The organism is Mycetocola lacteus (assembly GCF_003667575.1).
GTDB classification, from domain to species: Bacteria; Actinomycetota; Actinomycetes; order Actinomycetales; family Microbacteriaceae; genus Mycetocola; species Mycetocola lacteus.
Genome location: NZ_RCUY01000011.1, coordinates 142,529 through 162,803 on the forward strand (window position 1 = coordinate 142,529; position 20,275 = coordinate 162,803).

19 protein-coding genes are annotated in these 20,275 nt (G+C 65.1%); 12 read left to right on the top strand and 7 right to left on the bottom strand.

Features of this window, described 5'->3' with window-relative positions; genetic code table 11:
- The first annotated feature begins 185 nt into the window (after positions 1–185).
- The 9 genes from D9V34_RS12910 (at position 186) to D9V34_RS12950 (ending at position 10,151) form a co-directional block, all read left to right on the top strand.
- Complete coding sequence (locus tag D9V34_RS12910; protein ID WP_121687025.1) at positions 186–704, top strand: hypothetical protein; 519 nt, start codon at positions 186–188, stop codon at positions 702–704.
- Between the two features lie 80 nt (positions 705–784).
- Positions 785–1,846: a peptidoglycan-binding domain-containing protein gene (locus D9V34_RS12915; RefSeq protein ID WP_121687026.1), complete on the top strand. Its 1,062-nt coding sequence runs from the start codon at positions 785–787 to the stop codon at positions 1,844–1,846.
- The gene (locus D9V34_RS12920; protein WP_245991789.1) at positions 1,843–2,502 is read left to right on the top strand and encodes an ABC transporter ATP-binding protein; all 660 of its coding nucleotides are present in this window, start codon (positions 1,843–1,845) and stop codon (positions 2,500–2,502) included. The genes D9V34_RS12915 and D9V34_RS12920 overlap by 4 nt, the downstream gene beginning before the upstream one ends.
- Entirely contained in the window at positions 2,499–3,593 is a 1,095-nt protein-coding gene (locus D9V34_RS12925; protein WP_121687028.1) for an ABC transporter permease, read from the top strand. The genes D9V34_RS12920 and D9V34_RS12925 overlap by 4 nt, the downstream gene beginning before the upstream one ends.
- Positions 3,594–3,734: 141 nt before the next feature.
- Complete coding sequence (locus D9V34_RS12930; protein WP_121687029.1) at positions 3,735–4,766, top strand: LacI family DNA-binding transcriptional regulator; 1,032 nt, start codon at positions 3,735–3,737, stop codon at positions 4,764–4,766.
- A gap of 209 nt (positions 4,767–4,975) precedes the next feature.
- Positions 4,976–6,682, top strand: coding sequence for a glycoside hydrolase family 13 protein (locus D9V34_RS12935; protein WP_183091803.1), 1,707 nt, complete (start codon positions 4,976–4,978; stop codon positions 6,680–6,682).
- A 21-nt stretch (positions 6,683–6,703) separates the two neighbouring features.
- Complete coding sequence (locus tag D9V34_RS12940; RefSeq protein WP_121687031.1) at positions 6,704–8,083, top strand: ABC transporter substrate-binding protein; 1,380 nt, start codon at positions 6,704–6,706, stop codon at positions 8,081–8,083.
- A 128-nt stretch (positions 8,084–8,211) separates the two neighbouring features.
- Positions 8,212–9,150, top strand: a complete 939-nt coding sequence (locus D9V34_RS12945; RefSeq protein WP_030148524.1) for a carbohydrate ABC transporter permease — start codon at positions 8,212–8,214, stop codon at positions 9,148–9,150.
- Entirely contained in the window at positions 9,147–10,151 is a 1,005-nt protein-coding gene (locus tag D9V34_RS12950) for a carbohydrate ABC transporter permease (RefSeq protein WP_030148523.1), read from the top strand. The genes D9V34_RS12945 and D9V34_RS12950 overlap by 4 nt, the downstream gene beginning before the upstream one ends.
- A gap of 52 nt (positions 10,152–10,203) precedes the next feature.
- On the opposite strand, the gene D9V34_RS12955 is transcribed toward D9V34_RS12950, so the two are convergent.
- From D9V34_RS12955 to D9V34_RS12975, 5 genes are all read right to left on the bottom strand, one after another.
- Positions 10,204–12,390, bottom strand: a complete 2,187-nt coding sequence (locus D9V34_RS12955; RefSeq protein ID WP_121687032.1) for a metallophosphoesterase — start codon at positions 12,388–12,390, stop codon at positions 10,204–10,206.
- A gap of 61 nt (positions 12,391–12,451) precedes the next feature.
- On the bottom strand, positions 12,452–13,336 hold the full coding sequence (gene phnE / locus D9V34_RS12960) for a phosphonate ABC transporter, permease protein PhnE (protein ID WP_245991791.1): 885 nt from the start codon (positions 13,334–13,336) through the stop codon (positions 12,452–12,454).
- Positions 13,333–14,091, bottom strand: coding sequence for a phosphonate ABC transporter ATP-binding protein (locus tag D9V34_RS12965; protein ID WP_245991793.1), 759 nt, complete (start codon positions 14,089–14,091; stop codon positions 13,333–13,335). Before D9V34_RS12965 ends, phnE begins: the two co-directional genes overlap by 4 nt.
- Positions 14,092–14,095: 4 nt before the next feature.
- Complete coding sequence (locus D9V34_RS12970) at positions 14,096–14,995, bottom strand: phosphate/phosphite/phosphonate ABC transporter substrate-binding protein (protein WP_121687035.1); 900 nt, start codon at positions 14,993–14,995, stop codon at positions 14,096–14,098.
- A complete protein-coding gene (locus D9V34_RS12975; RefSeq protein WP_121687036.1) occupies positions 14,992–16,152 on the bottom strand; it encodes a TIGR03364 family FAD-dependent oxidoreductase in 1,161 nt (386 codons plus the stop codon). Before D9V34_RS12975 ends, D9V34_RS12970 begins: the two co-directional genes overlap by 4 nt.
- 164 nt (positions 16,153–16,316) lie before the next feature.
- Here D9V34_RS12975 and D9V34_RS12980 point away from each other — a divergent pair, with 164 nt between their 5' ends.
- The 3 genes from D9V34_RS12980 to D9V34_RS12990 all read left to right on the top strand — a co-directional run bounded on the left by D9V34_RS12980 (position 16,317) and on the right by D9V34_RS12990 (position 18,700).
- Entirely contained in the window at positions 16,317–17,117 is an 801-nt protein-coding gene (locus D9V34_RS12980) for a GntR family transcriptional regulator (protein ID WP_121687037.1), read from the top strand.
- On the top strand, positions 17,095–17,811 hold the full coding sequence (locus D9V34_RS12985) for a phosphonatase-like hydrolase (RefSeq protein ID WP_121687038.1): 717 nt from the start codon (positions 17,095–17,097) through the stop codon (positions 17,809–17,811). The genes D9V34_RS12980 and D9V34_RS12985 overlap by 23 nt, the downstream gene beginning before the upstream one ends.
- A 112-nt stretch (positions 17,812–17,923) precedes the next feature.
- The gene (locus D9V34_RS12990; protein WP_147441569.1) at positions 17,924–18,700 is read left to right on the top strand and encodes an HAD family hydrolase; all 777 of its coding nucleotides are present in this window, start codon (positions 17,924–17,926) and stop codon (positions 18,698–18,700) included.
- Here the strand turns inward: D9V34_RS12990 and D9V34_RS12995 are convergent.
- Positions 18,645–19,181: a GNAT family N-acetyltransferase gene (locus D9V34_RS12995; RefSeq protein ID WP_121687040.1), complete on the bottom strand. Its 537-nt coding sequence runs from the start codon at positions 19,179–19,181 to the stop codon at positions 18,645–18,647. The genes D9V34_RS12990 and D9V34_RS12995 overlap by 56 nt on opposite strands.
- A complete protein-coding gene (locus D9V34_RS13000) occupies positions 19,178–20,206 on the bottom strand; it encodes an LLM class flavin-dependent oxidoreductase (RefSeq protein WP_121687041.1) in 1,029 nt (342 codons plus the stop codon). Before D9V34_RS13000 ends, D9V34_RS12995 begins: the two co-directional genes overlap by 4 nt.
- Positions 20,207–20,275 lie beyond the last annotated feature (69 nt).

Consider the following 20,275-nt stretch of genomic DNA (forward strand, 5'->3'; position numbering starts at 1 on the left):
GGTGTCGAGCTCGATGCCGCATCCTCGGGGACCGGAGCGCGAATTTGAGCCGGATCGGGCTACTGGCTACCGGTCTCAGCGCCCTCCTTCTGCTCACTGGATGCGCCGCCCACTCACCGATTGGATCGGAGGGTGCACAACAGGCATCGTCGGGAACAGGCATTGAGGGTTCCACCCAGCGCCTAGTGGACGCAGACATACAAGCGAATCTCGCGAATCTGAAAGCAAAGTTCCCCGATGCCGAGATTCCCGATGAGGTCCGGGTGAGTCGAATCATCGCCCCTGACGAATACGCAGAGGTGTTTTCTCGATGCCTCACGGATGCAGGATTCACTGCTCGCGCGCATCCGGACGGTGGAATTCGGTTCGACGAGATACCGGATGAGCAGGCCCAGGCTCAGGCGGTGGCCCTGTACACATGCCAGGCCACGTATCCGCTGGATCCGCGCTACACTCAGCCGCTGACGGGTTCTCAGATCGCCTATCTGTATGACTATTACCGGGATCGTCTCCTTCCCTGCCTTGAAGGTGAGGGGCACACGGTGAGCGATCTGCCCTCGCTCACGCGGTTTAAGGAATCGTTTGACGGGACCGCGCCGGGGTATAGCCCATTCGAGAGCATCGCCAGGGGCTCGTCTGCGGAAGAGTTTCAACGTGTTTCCGGACTGTGCCCGGATTTCCCACAGGATCTCTGGGAGCACTAGATCCCTGGCTGTGTAGCGGGATTACACATTCGAGCGTCCATACTGGCGCTAATTAGCGGAAACACAGGCGAAGATCCAGCATGAAGATTCGATCTCTAATCCTCCCCGTGGTAGCCGCGCTGATCATCGGCGCGGCTACCACCTGGGGCGCGGTCACCGTATTGCGCCCGACCGAGGCCGCGCCAACGTCCACGGAGTTCACAACGGTCAAGGTTTTGCGGGGTGAGGTGGGCTCCGAGTTGAGTCTCAACACGGTAGCGGAATGGCCGCCGATCCCGGTAGGGACCAACCGCGCCGAGGGCGTTGTGACGGGGATCACCGTCTCTTCGGGCGATGAGGTGGGGCAGGGTGCCGCACTGTATACGGTCAATCTCCGACCTGTCATCATTGCTCGCGGGGAGGTTCCCGCCTTTCGCGCTATCGAGGCTGGGGTCACCGGACCCGATGTGGCCCAGTTGCAGCAGATGCTTACAGATCTGAAGTTTTACCGCGGGGCAATCGACGGTTCGGCGGCTTCCGGTACCATCGCCGCCATCCGGGCCTGGCAAAAGTCCAACTCACTGGAACAAACCGGCAGCATTTCGGCAGCCGACCTGATCTTTGTTCCGGCTCTGCCTGCGCGAGTGTCGCTGGACACCGCGCTCGTCTACCGCGGCGCAACCCTGACCGGTGGTGAAGCAGTGCTGAGTGGGCTACCCGCCGCACCGACGTTTTCGATCCCCGTAACCGAAGCACAGTCGACTCAAATACCGGGTGGGATCGCGGTGAATATCACCAGCCCCGATGGTGGCATGTGGACGGGAATCACCGGAGCTCAGGAACGAGACTCCGAATCCGCGACGGTAACCGTCGCGATACTCGGGGACAACGGGGAATCGGTCTGTGGGGATGGGTGCGGCCAGATCCCCGCGAACGGGCAGTCACGCTTTCCCTCGCGTATTGTGACGGTTGAAAAGGTGTCGGGTCTTGTGATTCCCTCCGCGGCGCTGATCACCGGGGCCGATGGTTCCCCGGCGGTGGTGCTTGAGACGGGCAAACGTGTCGCCGTCACCGTGCTCGCCTCCGCGCGGGGGATGAGCGTGGTCGAGGGAGTCGATGAGGGATTTCTTGTGCGCATCCCTGGGAAACGGTCGGGTCAGTGAGCACATTGACGCCCGGTGTGTTACCGCTTGACGTCCGAGACGTGGTGTTTGAATACGTGCCCGGTACCCGAGTATTGGACTCTTGGTCGGCGCAGTTCGAGGCCGGGAGTGTGACCGCGCTGACCGGACCGTCGGGGCGTGGGAAATCCACGCTGCTGTATCTCCTGGGACTGATGCTGCGTCCCCGGTCCGGATCCATCTTGGTGGACGGTAACGATGTAACGCGCCTCGCGGACGCCCAGCTAGCGCACCTGCGTGCCGAGCGGTTTGGATTTGTGTTTCAGGATGCGGCGCTTGACCCCTCACGATCGATTTTGGACAACGTCACCGAGACCGCACTGTATCGGGGACAGTCTCGGCGCTCCGTCACGCCCCGCGCTCTTGACCTGCTGACACGGTTTGGGGTGGACATTCCGCCAAAACGCAAACCGGGACAGGTTTCGGGTGGGCAGGCCCAACGCATCGCGCTGTGCCGCGCGCTGCTGGCGCACCCCAAGATTCTGCTGGCCGACGAACCCACCGGCAATCTCGACCCCGCAACCACCACGCTCGTAGTTGATGCCCTCCGTGATCACGCCCGGAACGGGGCCGCCGTCATCATCGTCACGCACTCGCCCGAGGTGGCCGCCGCCTGCGATCGTGAGCTACGTCTATGATCGGGCTGGTCGCACGCGAGGCGTATGTGTCGGCAAAATCGCAACCCGTTGCTACCGCGATTACCCTCCTCATGGTGATCGGGATGATTCTGTCGGTGATGCTCACCACCGGCCGCACAATCGGCGCGGAACAGCAGGTGCTGAGCTCAATTGATGCCGAGGGCACACGCTCAATCATCATCCGAGCCGAGGATGGTTCGGGTCTCACCAGCGATGTCCTGGAGCGGGTTCGCGGGATCTCAGGCATCGAATGGGCCGGGGCCTTTTCGTCCGCGGTTGACGCAACCAATGCCGAAATTCCGGACGGCGAACGGGTCCCCGTCCGGTATTTTTACGGTGATAATCCCACACATCTGGGTTTCCCCACGGATGCTCTGTTGACCGAGAACCTCGCATATGCGTCATCACTCGCACTGGATCAACTCGGTCTGAGCGACGTGGCCGGTGCCGTAAAACTCACCACCGGAGAAAGCCTCGGCATGGCGGGGGTAATCTCCCCTCCCGACTATCTGGCGGGATTTGAGCCTCTCGTCGTGGTTCCGCGGCCCCTCTCCTCGGACGGGGAGCGGGTGAACATCGTCGTAGTGTTCGCCTCACAACCTGAGCTGGTAGCGCCGGTCAGTTCGGCGATAGTCTCGGTGCTCGGAGTCGAGGATCCCTCGAAGATCACGGTGCAAACCAGCGAAGCACTCGCCCAACTTCGATCCCTTGTACAGGGCCAGCTCGGTTCGTTCTCCCGCGGGCTCGTACTAGCGATGCTCGCCCTGATGGGTGCCCTCGTGGCGATCCTCCTGTTCGGATTGGTAGTCATGCGCCGCAAAGATTTTGGTCGACGCCGCGCGCTGGGGGCCACCCGCGGACTGATCATCGCGCTCCTTCTCCTGCAAACAGGCATCGTGGCGTGTCTCGGAATCGTGGTGGGCATACTCGCCTCGGTACTGATCCTGATCGCATCGGGGGCGCCGCTCCCGGGGATATCCTTCATCGCAGCGCTGGGGATTCTGACGCTGACAACCACACTCGTCGCGGCGCTGATCCCCGCGCTCCTGGCCAGCAGGCGCGAACCGATCAGGGAACTTCGGGTGCCGTAGATCACGACTCGCCTTTCATACGCGGGATTTTCGGAATTTTTTCACACCAATTTGATGCGAAAATCGGCCCATTTTGTGCCCTTTCGGCGAATCTACGCAAAAGGCTTACTTTTTGTTGCAAGAACTTGCTAGTGTGGCGACATGTCACGAAGACTCGCTGAGGTAGCCCGCAAGGTAGGCGTGAGTGAGGCGACCGTCAGTCGCGTCCTCAACGAAAAGCCGGGGGTGTCCGAGACCACCCGCAACGCGGTGCTCACCGCCCTTGATGTGCTGGGATATGAGCGGCCATCCAGTCTGCGCGGGGAACGCGCCCGCCTGGTGGGCCTGGTCCTGCCCGAACTCCAGAACCCGATCTTCCCCGCGTTTGCCGAGGTGGTCTCCGGGGCGCTCGCCCAAAACGGCTACACCCCGGTGCTGTGCACGCAGACCACCGGCGGGATCTCCGAAGCCGACTATGTGGATCTGCTGCTCTCCCAGCGCGTTTCCGGGGTTGTGTTCTCCGGCGGCGCCTACGCGGAGACCGACGCCAGCCACGAACACTACGACCGTCTGACCGAGCTCGGCCTGCCGTTTGTCTTTGTCAACGCCCTGGCCGAGGGCCTGGATGTCGCCACGGTTTCCTGCGATGATGCGGTCGCGATGGAGCAGGCGCTGGTCCACCTGCACCAGCTCGGACACACCCAGATCGGCCTGATTCTGGGCCCCAAGGACCACGTCCCCTCACAGCGCAAGTATCAGGCCGCACTGCGCTGGGGTGCCGCGAACGATGTGGACTTCACCGGCAGCCGGGTCATCCACTCGCTCTACTCACTCGAGGCCGGACAGGTTGCGGCGACGCGTCTGCTGCAGAAAACCGACGCCACCGCTTTTGTCTGTGCGAGCGACCTCCTGGCCCTCGGCGCTATCCGTGCGGTGCGCCGAGCAGGACTCCGCGTGCCCGCCGATGTCTCGGTAGTGGGCTATGACGACTCCGCCCTGATGAACGCGGTTGAACCCCCGCTGACCACGATCCGCCAGCCGATCGAGACGATGGGACGCATGGTGGTGGAGCTCCTGCTGCGGCAGATCGGCGAGGATTCGGCGACCCGGGACGAGTTCCTGTTTGAGCCCGAACTGGTGGTACGAGGCTCCACCGCGCCGATGCGCACCCGCTCCGCGCGCAAAAGAGAGTAAATCTTTGTAAATTTCTTACGTTCTGTGTCCTTCTTGCGTGATTCTGTCGCTTCCCTTACATTTAGGTTTCAACAACGGCGTTGGTCGGGTTCCTGCCCCAACCGGTACACGAGTGACGCCACGGAATACGCACAGGAAACAGAGGCGCTGGTTTGTCCAGGACCGTTGAACACCACACGACCGCCGCGGTCGACTCCCCCGAGGCGTCCATCGACGCGCTCGGCACCCTTCTTACCCCCTCCACCAACTCGTGGTGGCGCGGGGACACGATCTATCAGATCTACCCCCGCTCGTTTGCCGACGGTAACGGCGACGGCACCGGCGACCTCCGCGGAGTCCGCCAGCGCCTGCCCTATCTCAAGGAACTCGGCATCAACGCGATCTGGTACACCCCGTGGTACGAGTCCCCGCTGGCCGATGGCGGCTATGACGTGGCCGACTACCGCCGGATCGACCCCGCATTCGGAGACCTGGCCGAGGCCGAGGCACTGATTCAGGACGCACTGGCCCTGGGCATCCGCACGATCGTGGACGTGGTCCCCAACCACGTCTCGGCCGCGCACCGCTGGTTCCAGCAGGCCCTGGCGGCGGAGCCCGGCTCCCCCGAGCGCGCCCGCTTCTGGTTCCACCCGGGACTCGGCGAGAACGGCGATCAGCCGCCCACCCACTGGCCCAACAACTTCGCCGGCCCCACCTGGACCCGCCTCACCAATGAGGACGGCACCCCGGGCGAGTGGTACCTGCACCTGTTTGATCCCGAGCAGCCCGACCTCAACTGGTCCCACCCCGAGGTGGTCCAGGAGCACGAGGACATCCTGCGCTTCTGGTTCGACCGCGGCGTAGCGGGAATCCGGATCGACTCGGCGGCCCTGCTGGTGAAGGACCCCGCCCTGCCCGAGATCCCCGAAAACCCGGGTCCCGGCGAGCACCCCAACACCGACCGCGACGAGCTGCACACCATCTACCGCGGCTGGCGCCGGGTGGCCGAGGAGTACCGCGACCGGGCACCGCTGGGAGGCCGCGCGCTGATCGGTGAGATCTGGCTGCCCGACGCCGAACGCTTTGCCGCGTATCTGCGCCCCGATGAGATGCACACCGCATTCAACTTCGACTTCATGACCCGGCAGTGGAAGGCCGAGGAGCTGCGTGCCTCGATCGACCTGATGCGCGATGCTCACGCCCCGATCGGTGCCCCCTGCACCTGGGTGCTCTCCAACCACGACGTGACCCGCGTGGTCACTCGCTACGGCCGTGAGGACTCCTCGTTCGAGTTCCTCAAGAAGCGTCGCGGGATCCCCACCGATCTGGCCCTGGGTACCCGTCGTGCCCGCGCCGCCGCGCTGCTGACCGCCGCGCTGCCCGGTTCCCTCTACATCTGGCAGGGCGACGAGCTCGGCCTGCCCGAGGTTGAGGACCTGCCCGATGAGGAGCGTCAGGATCCGATGTTCCACCGTTCGAACGGTGTGGACCCGGGTCGCGATGGCTGCCGTGTGCCGCTGCCCTGGTCCGGTCAGGAGCCCCCGTTCGGCTTCGAACCCGAGGGTTCCACCGCGCCGACCTGGCTGTCCCAGCCGGCCGATTGGAACACCTACACGGTTGAGGCTCAGCGCAAGGATCCCGGATCGATGCTGAACCTGTACCGCCGGATGCTGGAGTTCCGTGAGCGCGATGCGGCGCTCGGAGACGGCCCCTTCCGCTGGCTCACCGCGGCCGACCACGCGGGCTTCGGCCCCGAGGTGCTGGCCTTCGCCCGAGCCGACGGATTCATCAGCGTCACCAATTTCTCCGGTGAACCCTTCGCGCTGCCCGAGCGTGCACAGCTCCTCCTTTCCAGTTCCCCCCTCGAAGGCGGTCTCCTGCCCGCCGACACCACCGCGTGGCTTCGGCTCACGCAGCACCCCTCCCGCACCAACTAATCACAACGAAAGGCAATGACAATGAAGTCACCCATTAAAGCGTTGACCCTCACGGTCTCCGCACTGGCAGCAATCGGCCTCCTGGCATCCTGCTCGAACGGCGCCAACCCGGGCGACGGCGAATCCGCCGACGGCAAGGTTGAGCTCTCGGTGGTCAGCCTGATCCCCGGAACCGAGCAGGCGGCGTTTGACGCGTTCAACGAGCAGGTCAAGCAGTTTGAAAAGGCCAACCCGGACATCAAGATCAAGCCGGTCGAGTACGAGTGGAAGGCCGACACCTTCCCCGCGCTGCTCGCCGGTGGCACCCTGCCGATCGTCTACACCATCCCCTTCACCGACGGTCAGACCCTGATCGAAAACGGTCAGATCGCCGACATCACCGAAGAGGTCAAGGCGCTGCCGTTCTACGACAAGTTCAACCAGAACGTGCTCTCCGCCGGCACCGACGACAAGGGTCACATCTTCGCCGTCCCGCGCGAGGCCTACGGTAACGGTCTGCAGTACAACCGCGACCTGTTCAAGCAGGCGGGCCTGGACCCCGACAAGCCGCCGACAACCTGGGAAGAGGTCCGCGCGGCCGCCAAGACCATCTCCGAGAAGACCGGTGCCGCCGGTTACATGCAGATGACCCAGGGCGCCACCGGTGGATGGCAGACCACCGTGGCTACCTACGCCCACGGCGGACGCATGGAGGAGATCAAGGGTGACAAGGTCACCGCGACCCTCGACACCGACGCCACCAAGAAGTCCCTGCAGTTCCTCAAGGACCTGCGCTGGGAGGACAACTCGATGGGCTCCAACTTCCTCTATGACTGGGGAACCATCAACAAGGCATTCGCCTCGGGCCAGATCGGCATGTTTACCGGTGGAAGCGACCTCTACACCGCGCTGATCCGCGAAAACCAGATGGACCCGGCCCACTACGGCATCACCACCCTGCCGCTTGAGGGCAAGGACGGCGCCGTGCTCGGCGGCGGTACCCTCTCGGTGGTCAACGGTAAGGCCAGCGAGGCTCAGAAGAAGGCCGCCGTCAAGTGGATCAACTTCTACTACCTGCAGAAGTACCTGGACAAGGACGCGGCCATCACCGATGCCAAGACCCTTGCCGCCGCCAACCAGGCCGTCGGCACCCCGGCCCTGCCGATCTTCGACAAGGCCACCCTGGATGAGTCCCGCGAGTGGATCAAGGACTACATCAACGTCCCCCAGGACCAGGTCGCACCGTTCACCTCGAAGATCTTCGACCAGCCGCTGGTGATCGAGCCGACCAAGAGCACCCAGGACATCTACGGCATCCTCTCGCCGGTGGTCCAGGCCGTGCTCACCGATAAGAACGCCGACATCGACGCCCTGCTCAAGCAGGCCAACGCCGACGCGCAGGCAGTTCTGGACCGCGGCTAACCCCCGGTCCTCCCCCGCAGCACCCGTCACATCCGCGACATAACCCTCGCGCCGGCCGCGGGGATGGCCCGTCCATCCCCGCGGTCACACATCGTTATTCCCTCGTGCAGGAAGGCACCGCCGCCACCATGACCACCCTCACCAAACCCGCTCCGACCAAGCGTCGGCGCGCCCGGAATCCACGCACCTGGTTGCGTGGCGGTGGGCTCTCCAACCTCCTCTTTGCGGCCCCGATGATCATCATCTTTGGGCTGTTCTCGTTCTACCCAATCATCCGTGCATTCGTGATGAGCTTCCAAAAGACCAACCTGATCGCCGACCCGCAGTGGGTGGGACTGCTGAACTTCCAGCGTGTGCTGGAGGATCCGGTGTTCTGGGTGGCCCTGCAAAACACCGGCTGGTTTGCGCTGCTGGCCCTGATCTTCGGATACCCGATTCCGCTGATCGCCGCCGTGCTGATGAGCGAGGTGCGCCGGGCGCGCGGTCTGTACTCGGTGCTCGCGTATCTGCCCGTGGTGATCCCGCCGGTGGTTGCCGTGCTGCTGTGGAAGTTCTTCTACGATGCGGGCCCCAACGGTGTGTTCAACACCATGCTGGGCTGGGTGGGCCTCGGCCCGTTCCCCTGGATCCAGGACGCCACCATGGCGATGCCCTCGATCGTGCTGGAGGCCACCTGGGCCGCCGCCGGTGGAACCATCATCATCTACCTCGCCGCGCTGACAGGCGTGGCCCCCGAACTCTACGATGCCGCCGAGATTGACGGCGCGGGCATCTGGCGCAAGATCTGGCACGTGACCCTGCCGCAGCTGCGCGGCGTCCTGCTGATCACCCTGATCCTGCAGATCATCGGCACCGCGCAGGTGTTCCTGGAACCCTTCCTGTTTACCGATGGTGGACCAGCCAACTCCACGGTCACCCTGCTCCAACTCATCTACCGGTACGGCTTCCAAAACAGCCTCGGTGGTAACTACGGTTCGGCAACCGCGCTGAGTGTGATGCTCGCGCTGTTCCTCGCCCTGCTGTCCTTCGTGTACTTCCGTCTCACCTCTGGTTGGAGCAAGAATTGACCACCACATCGACCCGTAGCGACGCCGGTGTCGCGGTAACCGCCGACGCGGTGCTCGACACCGCTCCCGCCCCCACCCGTCGCCGTCGCCTCGGAAAGAAGAAGCCCGCGGCTGCCGGGCCCTCGGATGAGCGCGGGATCATCTCGACCAATGAGTGGAGCCGGCGCGGAATTCGCCGCTCCGCCAACGGTATCCAGATCACCCTCCTGGTGCTGCTGGCCATCGGCGGTCTGGGACCGATCCTCTGGCTGGCCAAGGCCGCGATCACCCCCACCCAGGACACCCTGCGCACCCCGATGGCGCTGTTCCCCAACGGCTTCGCCTGGGACAACGTCAGCAAGGCGTGGACCACGATCGGTCTGGACGTCCAGTTCATGAACACCGTGTGGGTGGCCCTGGGTGTGCTGGTCATGCAGTTGGTGGTCACGATGACCGCCGGTTACGTGCTGGCGATCCTCAAGCCCGCCTACGCCAAGGTCCTCAACGCCCTGGTGCTGGCCACCCTGTTTGTGCCCTCGGTGGTGCTGCTGGTGCCGCTGTATCTGACCATCCTCGATGTTCCGTTCCTGGGCATCTCGCTGCAGAACACGTTCTGGGCGGTGTGGCTGCCCGCCGGCGCCAACGCCTTCAACATCCTGCTGGTCAAGCGCTTCTTCGAAAACCTCCCGCCGGAGATCTTCGAGGCCGCCCGCACCGAGGGTGCCGGATCGTTCCGTATCTTCTGGCAGATCGTGTTGCCGCTGTCCAAGCCGATCATCGGTGTGGTCTCGGTCTTCGCGGTGATTGCCGCCTGGAAGGACTTCCTCTGGCCCAAACTGGTGCTCGCCCTCCCCGAGGTGCAGCCGCTCTCGGTGCGTCTGCCGCAGCTGCAACAGACCATCGACCTGGGCACCTACCTGGCAGCCCTGGCTATCTCGACCCTGGTGCCGATCGTGCTGTTCATCATCTTCCAGGGCCTGTTCCTGAAGTCCGCCGGCATGGGTGGAGCGGTCAAGGGCTAGGTTTCGCACGGCAAGTTTGGGCCCGCGTCCCCGGGGGGACGCGGGCCCATTCTCATGCCGCGCGGCGACGCATCCGAATCCGGTGAAGCCCGGCAAGGATCAGCCCGATTCCGGCGATCCCCCCGGCAAACAGCGCCAGACCCTGCCAGGTCGCGCCCGTGTCCGGCAGCGTCCCGGATCCGGTGACATCCGGTGATCCGGTTCCACCCTGACCCGGCTCGGTCACCGGCGGAATGGAGGGTTCCGGGGAGGGCTCCGCCGGGCCGGTTGGCTCCTTCCCGGGAATCGGGATATCAATGTGTTTGATCTCGCGCGGCGTGGCCGCCGCATCAAACGCATAGGCGGTGACCCGAATCCGATCCGGATACAGCGCAACCCGCGTACCCACCGGATCCACACCGCTCACAGCGGCTTCACCCCAGTCTCCGCTCGGTCCGTACTGGGTGGTCACGGCGGCCGTGTTGACCACGCTCGGGGCCTGTCCAAGGGCCGGATCAAATCGCTTCTCGGCGCTCCAATCGTTCAGCGTGGCCTCCCAGTGCGAGTGGCTGGTGATGACCGTCACCTGGGGGTTATCGCGAAGGAGGGCACCGATTCGTGCCAGGTCTCGCCCATAGTCATTGCGATAGGCGTTGATATAGGTCCCCGAGACCGAGTTTGGCAGCACGTGATGGGTCATCAGCAGCACGGGCTTTCCCTGAGCCTTCCAATAGGCCAGGCGATCCCGTAGCCACTCATACTGGGTGTCGGAGATCTCCACAAACGGATTAGCACCGCCAAGTTCCGCGTAGTTATAGTATTCGCTGCCGATCCAGAGCAGCGGAAGGGTGCCGTCCACCAGGTGCTCACCCCAGAGCCCGCCCTGATCCCCCATCGTCCGCATTCCGGTGGTGTCGAGGAATCGCTCGCGGTATTCCTCCGGGGTGCTCGCGGTGCCAAAATACTCATGATTGCCGATCGCCGAAATCTGGGTGGGATAGCGCTCACCCCCGCCGGCTCGATAGGCCTCAAAGAAGTCACGGTAGAGATCGGGGCTTCCATTTGAGACCAGATCGCCGTTGGTGACCAGGGTGTCGGCCCCCTCCGCCAGGGACCGAAGTCCGGGCAGAACCTGGTTTTGCAGGCGTCCGGTAGCCCCCTGAATGTCGCTGATGATATCCACCCGTGCCAACGAGTCCGCGTCCGCGGGCAGCTCACCTAGCCCGCGGATCAGCTGCACATTGTCGATCATCCAGGATCCGGTTCCCCGCGCCCCGGCAAACTCGAATTCGAATCGGACGCCGTGGGCCCCATCCGGGATCTGTACCGGCAGGCGCAGCTGGCTCGACTCCTCATCCTCGGTCCCGAGACGGGAGAGGTCGCGGCGCTCGCCGGTATCAAAGACCGCGCTGACTCGGGCATGCTGGTCGAGGGATCCCCGCGCCCGGTAGTGACTGTCTAGGCGCAGCTCCAGAGCGTCCCCCGGCGTCACTGGAATCTCCTCGGAGGCAAGGACTCCGGCCGCAAGGTGGTTGGCGGCATCGATCGCGGCCAGGGTCCCGTCGGCACGGGTGAAAGCCTGACGACGATCGGTTCCCGATCCGGCCACGACCTCGTCGAGCGTGCAGCGCTGCCAGTCGCCCGCGTCGGCTTCCGCCCAGGCGCTCGCCGCTTCCAGCCCGTCAAACCAGAGCTGCTTCTCGGTCACCTCGACGGGTGTCGGCTCGGGCGAGTAGACGGTGATCGGGATGTCGGTATCGGTGATGCCACTCCCGCTCAGGTGCAGCATCAGAACCGAATTGGCGGTGTCGGCGGGCACGGTAAGGGGCACCGGGGTCCGTCCCGCGGCATCGGCCACCGGAATACCGGCAATCGGTGGGCCCGAATCCAGACTCGCCGTCAGTTGCTGGCCCGGAGTAAGCCCGGTGAAGGCCAGCGTGGTGGGAGTACCGGGAGTCACCAGGGTTTTTTGGGTTCCCTCCAGAATCGGGCGTATATCCGCACCGGCCATTTCCTCGGTGGCCGTATCCTCGGCGGCCGCGTCCTCACCTGGAATCGGGTCGACAACCGGCGAAGGTTCCGGGTCCTGTGAAGGTTCCGGTGAAGGATCTGTGCTGGGCACGGGATCGGAACTCGGGCGGGGCTCCGCACCGGTCCCGCCCGGTGCGACGGGGACCGCCCCGGCCGGCATCGTGCCCAGAAGCCCGAGGATGAGAAACAGAGCGGTCAGTCCGGAGGCGACACGAACGTGCTTTTTCATGGGGATGCTACTCCTTTATATTGTCAACACGGGGATTTCGAAAGCAGGGTGCGAAGCCCGCTTAGGCGAGCCGACGGCGGATCCAGGCCGAGGCCAGGTCCACCAGGATGATCAGCACCAGCACGATGATCAGATAGGTGAGCATCGTGTCGAACTGGAAGGTTTTGATCGACTTGTTGATCAACAGCCCGATGCCGCCGGCCCCGACGAGCCCCAGCACCAGGGAGGAGCGCACGTTGACGTCGAAGCGGTACAGCAGCAGGCCGGTGAGCTGCGGCATCACCCCGGGCACGGTGGCGTTGGCAACAATCTGAAAGCGGCCGGCCCCGGCGGTCCGCAGGGCCTGTTCGGGGCCGGGATCCACATCCTCCATCGCCTCGGACCAGAGCTTGCCCATGACGCCGGTGTTATGACAGATCAGCGCGAGCACCCCGGCGAAGGGGCCCAGCCCCACCGCGGTCACAAAGATCAGTGCAAATACGATGTCGGGGACGGCCCGGAAAAACGAGAGGATCGCCCGGGATACCTGATACACCACGGGATGCGGCGAGGTGGTGCGTGCACCCAGCACCGCGAGCAACAGGGCGAACGGGATCGAAAGTGTGGTGCCCAGCAGGCCGATCCACAGCGTGGTGAGGGCCCCGGAAATCCCGGCACCGATCACCGCTGGGCTGAGGTTCGGCGGAAACGCCTCGCCCAGGAACTTGGCCATTCCCTGCGCCCCACTCGCCAGGGCCTCGGGGCGAAAGTCGGTGGCCTGAAACGCCAGGAGGTGCAGGATCACCAGCACGATCACAATGACGCTCCAGGATCCGGCCCGCCAGGGTGCACGCGGATTCGGGGGCACCGGGCGGCGCTCGATCCCACCGGGCGTGGATGGTGCCGGCGTGCGAGGTGAACGGTTCATGGCTGTCTGCTCCTTGGGCGGCGTAAAGGTAGGGCTCATCGGTACAGTTCCTCAATCTGGGTGTCGCTCACCCGGTCTGTGGGCAGATCAAAGCACAACCTCCCGTCGCGGAGGCCAATAATCCGGTGGGCAAATCTGCGGGCCAGATCGGGCTGATGCAGCACCGCAGCGACCCCGAGGCCCTCCTCAACCGCGAGGTTCTGCAGCAGGGCGAGAACATCCTCGGCGGCGTGGGGATCCAGGGCCGAAACCGGCTCGTCGGCGAGGATCAGTCGTGGCCGCTGGCACAGAGCTCGGGCGATCGCGACCCGCTGTTGCTGTCCGCCCGAGAGTTTTCCGGCGCGATCATGTGCGCGATCGGCGAGTCCCACCCGCTCCAGGCAGGCCATCGCCTCCTCGCGCAGCGCCCGCCCAAACAGCGGCGGAATCGAGCGCCACCAGGCAATCCGGGAAAATCCGCCGGCGCAAACGTTGTCGAGGACCGAGCGCCGGCCCACCAGGTGGATTTTCTGAAACACCGTCGCGGCGGTTCGCCGGGCTTCGGCCCGGCGCCGAGCGCTGGCCTGGTTGAGTGTGATCCCGGCGATGGTGATATCGCCGGCATCGGCCTCGATCAGGCCGTTGACGGCGCTCAGGGTGGTGGACTTGCCCGAGCCATTGGCACCGAGAAACGCCACCAGTTCCCCGGCGGAGATGTTCAGGCTCAGCTCGCGCAGTACCTCGCGGTCGCCAAACCGTTTGGACAGTGCCCGCACGTCCAACAGCACGGCGGGGCCGGTTGCCGACATCGTCATCGGGCTAGAGGTCCTTCTCGGTCAGGCCCATGATCCGGGCCAGGTCAAACATCGGCTGATAGGTGTCCACGCTCACCGGGATCAGCGGCCCCGGCGGGTGGATGTCCAAAAACGCGCTCACCCGTTTCACGTCTTCCGGGGCGAGATTCAGCAGCGCTTCTCGCACGGCCTCGCGGAATTCCGCCGGCAGGTTTTCGCGCACGGTAATCGGGTCGTTGGGGATGTCCTTGGACGTCCATACCTGGCGGAATTTTGAGCGATCGAACGTGCCGGCGGCGGTTGCGGTTTCCAGGGTTTGCGAGTTGATCTGGGCCGCATCCACCGATCCATTGATCAGTGCCAGCATCGCCTCGGGGTGTCCGCCGGCATAGTCAGCGGTCACCTTGTCGGCGATGCCCGCCTCGGTCAACGCGGACATTGGCAGGGCGTCCCCCGAGGTCGAGCCGGGGCTGCCCAGGGCGAGCGTGTGCCCGGCCAGGTCTTCAAGTGTCCGAATCGGTGAGTCGTTGGGCACCCAGATCCCGCCGGTGTAGGTGGTCGGGTTACCCTCGGCATCTCCAAACGAGACCAGCGGGATCGCGCCCGCGCGCTGGTTGGCAAACACAAATCCCAGGGAACCAAACTGGGCGATTTCCAGCTTGTCACTCTCCATCGCCAGGACTTCGGCGGCATAGTCCTCGGTGATATTGACCTCAACCGGGCAGTCCAGCTGAGCCGAAAGTGCCTGAGCCAGGTGCTGATAAGCGGGTTCGAGTTTGTCCGGATCCTCATAGGGCAGGATGCCCATCCGGATTTTGCCGCCCGGACAGGTCGCCGATTCGGGGGCGGACTCGGATGCGCCGGCGCATCCGGACAGGCTCAGCGCCAGGGCGGTGGTGAGCAGAAGGACTGCGGGTCGGTTCATGATTCTCCTCGGTGGGTGGTCGGGGGAAGGGACTCGGTCAGCGCGTGGATGGTGCGGCTGCCCAGGGCTGGGCCCAGGGTCATGCCGATTCCGGTGCCCAGGGTGAGCACACTCACACCGGGCAGCGGCCGGGCATCCACGATGTCGTGGGTGGGGCTGTGGGCGTAGATGCCCTGCCAGCGTTCGACAACCTCGGGTGGACCGGCACCGAGGATCGCGGTGATCTCCTCGAGGATGATGCGGGACCAGCGCTCATCCAAAAACGGTGGCGTGGCGGAATCCACCCGGTGGGTATCTCCGATCAGGAGGGAGCCGTCGGTGTGGCGGGTCAGCATCACATTGGCGTCGATTTCGCGGAGGTCGGGACGCGACTGGTCAAGGTGAACCCGCAGTCGAGCGGCCGCGGGCCCGGCAAAGGCCGAGTAGCGCAGCATCGAGGTTCCGGTCAACACCGCCGGACCGGGACCGCAGATGTGCGGGGTACGGATCCGCAGCATCTGGAGCGCACACTCGCCGAGCCCGTGCAGCGCCGCGATCTCGGGGAAGAGCTCGCCCAGGCGGTGTCCGGTGGTCACGATGATGTGGTCTGCACTCAGCGGGCCCTGCGAGGTGGCCACGGTGCCGGTGCTCACGTCGTGGACGCTCACGCCCCAGCGCACCTCGCCGTTCGGGTGCGCGTGCACCCATCCGGCGAGCGCACCCACGGCCTCGCGGGGATTAACCGTCAGATCCCCCGGGACCAGTAGCCCGGCGCTCTCGGGGTCGATGGCCGGCCGGCCGAGCAGGTGTGCGGCCGCGGCGGCATCCACCGATCGCGCGTTCACAAACCGCTCGGTGGCGCACACTTCGGACAGTACCGCGCGCTCGACCTCGTCTCGGGCCAGCACCAGCGTGCCCGTGTGATGCAGGGGGATCCCCGCCCGCCTGGCCAGCTCGATCCAGCGTGGACGAGCCTGGTCGGCCAGCTCCGCCAGCGCTCCCCCGTGTGCGCCGAATCCGAGGTGACCGAAGTTGCGAATGCTGGCGCCGACCGCGCGGGAATCCCGATCCAGCACCGTGACCAGATAGCCGGCATCCAGCGCGGCTACCGCGTGAGAAAGCCCGATAATGCCGGCACCCACGATGATGATGTGCGGTGGGGTTGGATGTGTTGTCATGCTCCGAGCCTGCGGGCGACGCAGAAGTCATCACAACTTTTTTTGGGTCAATTCCGCCGGAGTTCACCCAAAAAACGGGGGCGTCTCCGCCCGTCTATCCAAAGTTCATCAACATAAAGTCGCGTGGATATCAATCCTGTCATGACAACTTCTAGACTGGTTTTATGACCCAAACACTACCGATCCACACCCGGCTCTATGACTCGATGATCCGGGATATTCGCTCGGGTGTCTGGAAGCAAGGTGAGCAGGTGCCCAGCGAAAAAACCCTGGCCGAGTCGTTCGGTACCTCGCGCGGTCCGGTGCGGCAGGCGCTCGCCGCGCTGCGGGCGGAGGGGATGATCGTGGGTGGACGCGGTACCCCGCCGCGGGTCAACCGCGTGGTCCCGCTGCAGTCTTTTGACACGTTTTTATCGTTCACCGAGTGGGCCCATGAACTCGGTTATGTTCCGGGTCACCGCATCATCGAGGCGATTCGACGACAGGCTTCGGCGGAGGTTGCCCGAGACCTGGAGATCGAACCGGATGAGCCCGTGATCGAGATCATCCGGCTGCGGCTGCTCGACGGTGCGCCGGCAATGATCGAACGCACCCTGCTCCCCTTCCACATCGGACGCCACCTGATCGGTGCCGAGCTGGATGGGGGCAGCATCTACCAGCAGCTTCGAACCCAGGGCATCATTCCCGTGCGCGCCCGACACGTGATCGATGCGGTGGCCGCCCACGCCCTCGATGCCGAGTGGCTGCGCATCCCCGAGGGGGCACCGCTGCTGCGGGTGCGGCGGGTCTCGCGGGATCAGCGTGGAGCCGTGGTTGAGTGCGCCGATGACCGCTACCTGCCCAGCATGTCCACCTTTGTGATCGAAAACTCGGCCACCCATCGCATCCCGCTCTCACGTGAGCGGGTGCAGCAGCCCCATCCCCTCAACACCCCGGAGACTCATGATTCAGCTCGCAGTATTTGATATGGCCGGTACCACGATCGACGATGGCGGCGCGGTGTATCGCGCGCTCGCCGAGGCGGTGCGCGAGACCGGTGCCACGGTGGCCCCGAGTGACCTCCAGGCGTGGATGGGCACCGAGAAGCATGCGGCGCTGTCGGCGCTGATCATCCTCGGCGGCGGCACCGCGACCCCGGAACTGATCGACGCCGCCTACAGCCGGTTCGCCACAATCCTGGCCGAGAACTACGCGGCTCGGCCCCCGAAACCGCTGCCGGGGATTCCCGAGACCCTGACCGCGCTGCGGGCGGCGGGGATTCAAGTCGCGTTGACCACCGGGTTTACCCGCGCGGTGGCGACCGGGATCCTGGACGGGTTGGGCTGGCGAATCGGCGCACCAACCGCGGACAACACGGTCAGCATCGACGCGCTGGTGTGTGGCGATGAGGTGGCTGCGGGCCGCCCGGCACCCTATCTGATCCACCGGGCAATGGAGCGCACCGGCGTCGTGGATGTGGCCCGGGTCCTCACCGCCGGGGACACGGTGGTGGATGTTCAGTCGGGGATCAACGCCGGAGTCGCCCGTACGGTGGGGGTTCTCACCGGGGAGCTCACCGCGCAAGACTTCGCCGACGCCGGTTTTTCCCGGGACTCTCACCAGCGGGTGAGTATCCTCGCGTCGGTAACCGAGATTCCCGCCCATATGAACGACAAATGAATCCCGGCGGGTTGCGCAAAAAGACGAGATGAGCGAGCCTAGAGTCACGGTAAGTGCCACAACCTGATCGGGTATCGGCCGCGGCGGATATCCCCCAGTGCTGGGAGACCTCATGATTCAGCTCGCGGTTTTTGACTTCTCGGGTACCACCATTGACGACGGCCAGGCCGTCTATCGCGCGCTGGAAGACGCCGTGCGCGAGTGCGGGGTGGGCGTGGATCCCCACGATTTGCTGGCCTGGATGAGCGCCGATAAACATACGGCCCTGGCCGCGCTGATCGAACTCGGCGGCGGGAGCGTCACCGCCTCGGTGGTTGCCCACGCATACGCTCGTTATCTGACGCTGAGAGACAGTTATTCCCTCAGCCTCACACCGCGACCGCTCCCCGGGGCCGCGGCCACGCTCCGTACCCTGCGTGCGGCGGGGATCCGGATCGTACTCACCACGGCCCTTGCCCGTCCGGTAGCCACGGCAATTCTCGCCCGATTGGGCTGGCGAGTGGGCGCTCCCGGGGAGGATAACGCGGTCACCATCGACGCGCTGGTGTGTGGCGAGGAGGTGTCCCAGCTCTCCCCCGCCCCCTACCTGATTCACCGGGCGATGGAGCGGACCGGAGTTCTTGACGCCGCCCGAGTCCTGAGCGCGGGTGATTCGGTGGCCGATGTGCAGGCGGGTCTCTATGCCGGGGCCGCCCACGCGGTGGGAATCCTCGGTGGCGAGCATACCGCGGCCGATTTTCGAGAAGCCGGGTTGTGCACGTCCGCGGATTCCCGGGTGCGGGTTCTCGACGCGATCACCGCGATTCCCGAGCTGTTGGGGCTAAGCGCCGACGCTAGCTGGCCAGCCGCTGCGAACCGGCCGCGTCGACCAGTGGATACACGTAGGTAAACAGGTCGAGGACCTTCCGCCCGCCAATCCACAGTCCGTCTCGCTCGGGGACGCGGATAAAGCCCAGGTGTTCGTAGAGGCCGTGGGCCCCGGTCATGCCCGGCCCGGTCTTGAGGAACACCCCGTGCCAGCCCAGGCCACGGGCGTTGTTGATGACGTGTTGCATCAGGGCGGCAGCGATCCCGCGCCGGCGCGCCTCGGGGGCGACGCCCAACAGGCGCAGATCCAGCTCGTCCGCACGAACATCCTCGTGCAGCGGAGGGACCCCGATCCGACGCGTGGTGACACTGCCCACCAGGGCACCCGTGGCGTCCTCGGCCACCCACACGTCGTAGTTTTGTGCACGGGTCGAGGCGAACTGCATCGCATCGGTGGCGTGGCCCTTCTCCCCATAGTCGTGGGTGTAGGCGGCACGGATCAGGGTGTCGATCGCCTCAAACTCGTCCGGGCGAGCCAGCCGGATCAGCACGTCCCCGCTCATGCGGCACCGCCCGGAGTCCAGCCGAGGGCCGGGCCGATTTCCGTGGCAACCTGCTCCAGAATGTGCTTCCACTCATCCAGGCCAAACTCGAACGGCAGCTCGACCAGGTAGTCATCCGCCGCGGCGAATCCCGGATCCTGGGCAATGCTGTCTACAATTTCCGCGGTGGAACCCAGGATGTCCGGGGCGATGATCGTGCGCGGTCCGTGGACCTCACGAGTGCGCGGGGTACGCCGCTCCACATAGTCGCGGTAGAGCTCCCGCTGCGCCGGCGTTGCCCCCTCGGTGGGAACCACAACCCGGGCCAGCACGGCGTTGGAGGTCTCGGGGGTGGGGTGGGCGGCGCGGTACGCGGCCACCTGCGCCTGCTGCACCAGGCCGAAGTCGCGCACGCCGTTTTCGGTGCTGCTGATGTTGCTCATCAGCCAGCCCAGGCCCGCTCGCCCTGCCCACTCGGCCGAGCGCAGCGAACCGCCGCCGTACCAGATACGGTTCGCGAGTCCCGGGCTGTGTGGTTCCACCCGTTCGGTGTCGAGGTCGCCGCCGATACCGTTGTACTCCTCGATTTCGCGCACCCGTGCGCCGCCGATCAGGTCGTGCAGACGCTGAACTCGACCGTAGCCAAAGTCCTCGGTGCGCCACCCCGAATCGAACACGATGTCGTTGACCTCATCGGAGAACTTCGGTGCCCCCACACTGACCCCGGCGAGCACCCGTCCCCCCGAAAGCAGGTCGGCGGTGCCCAGGTCCTCGGCCAGACGGAATGGGTTTTCGTGGCCCACCGGGATCACCGCGGTGCCGAGTCCAATCCGGGAGGTGTGCTGGGCGAGCGCGCCAAACAGCACCGCGGGGGAACCCAGCCCGCGCTGCAGGTGCCGTGATCGCAGCCAGCCGCTATCCAGGCCCAGGGACTCGGCAAAGCGGAACAGCTCGATGGTGTCGGCCAAACCCCGAGCGGGATCGGCCGGATCGATCGGCACGAGGTGCACAAACCCCAGCTTTTTGGGGGTGAGGGTCGAGGTCACGGGGTCTCCTTTTGGTGCGAGTAGTCACACCCTAATCCCCCGGGCTGATCAAACCGAACAGGCTTGTTA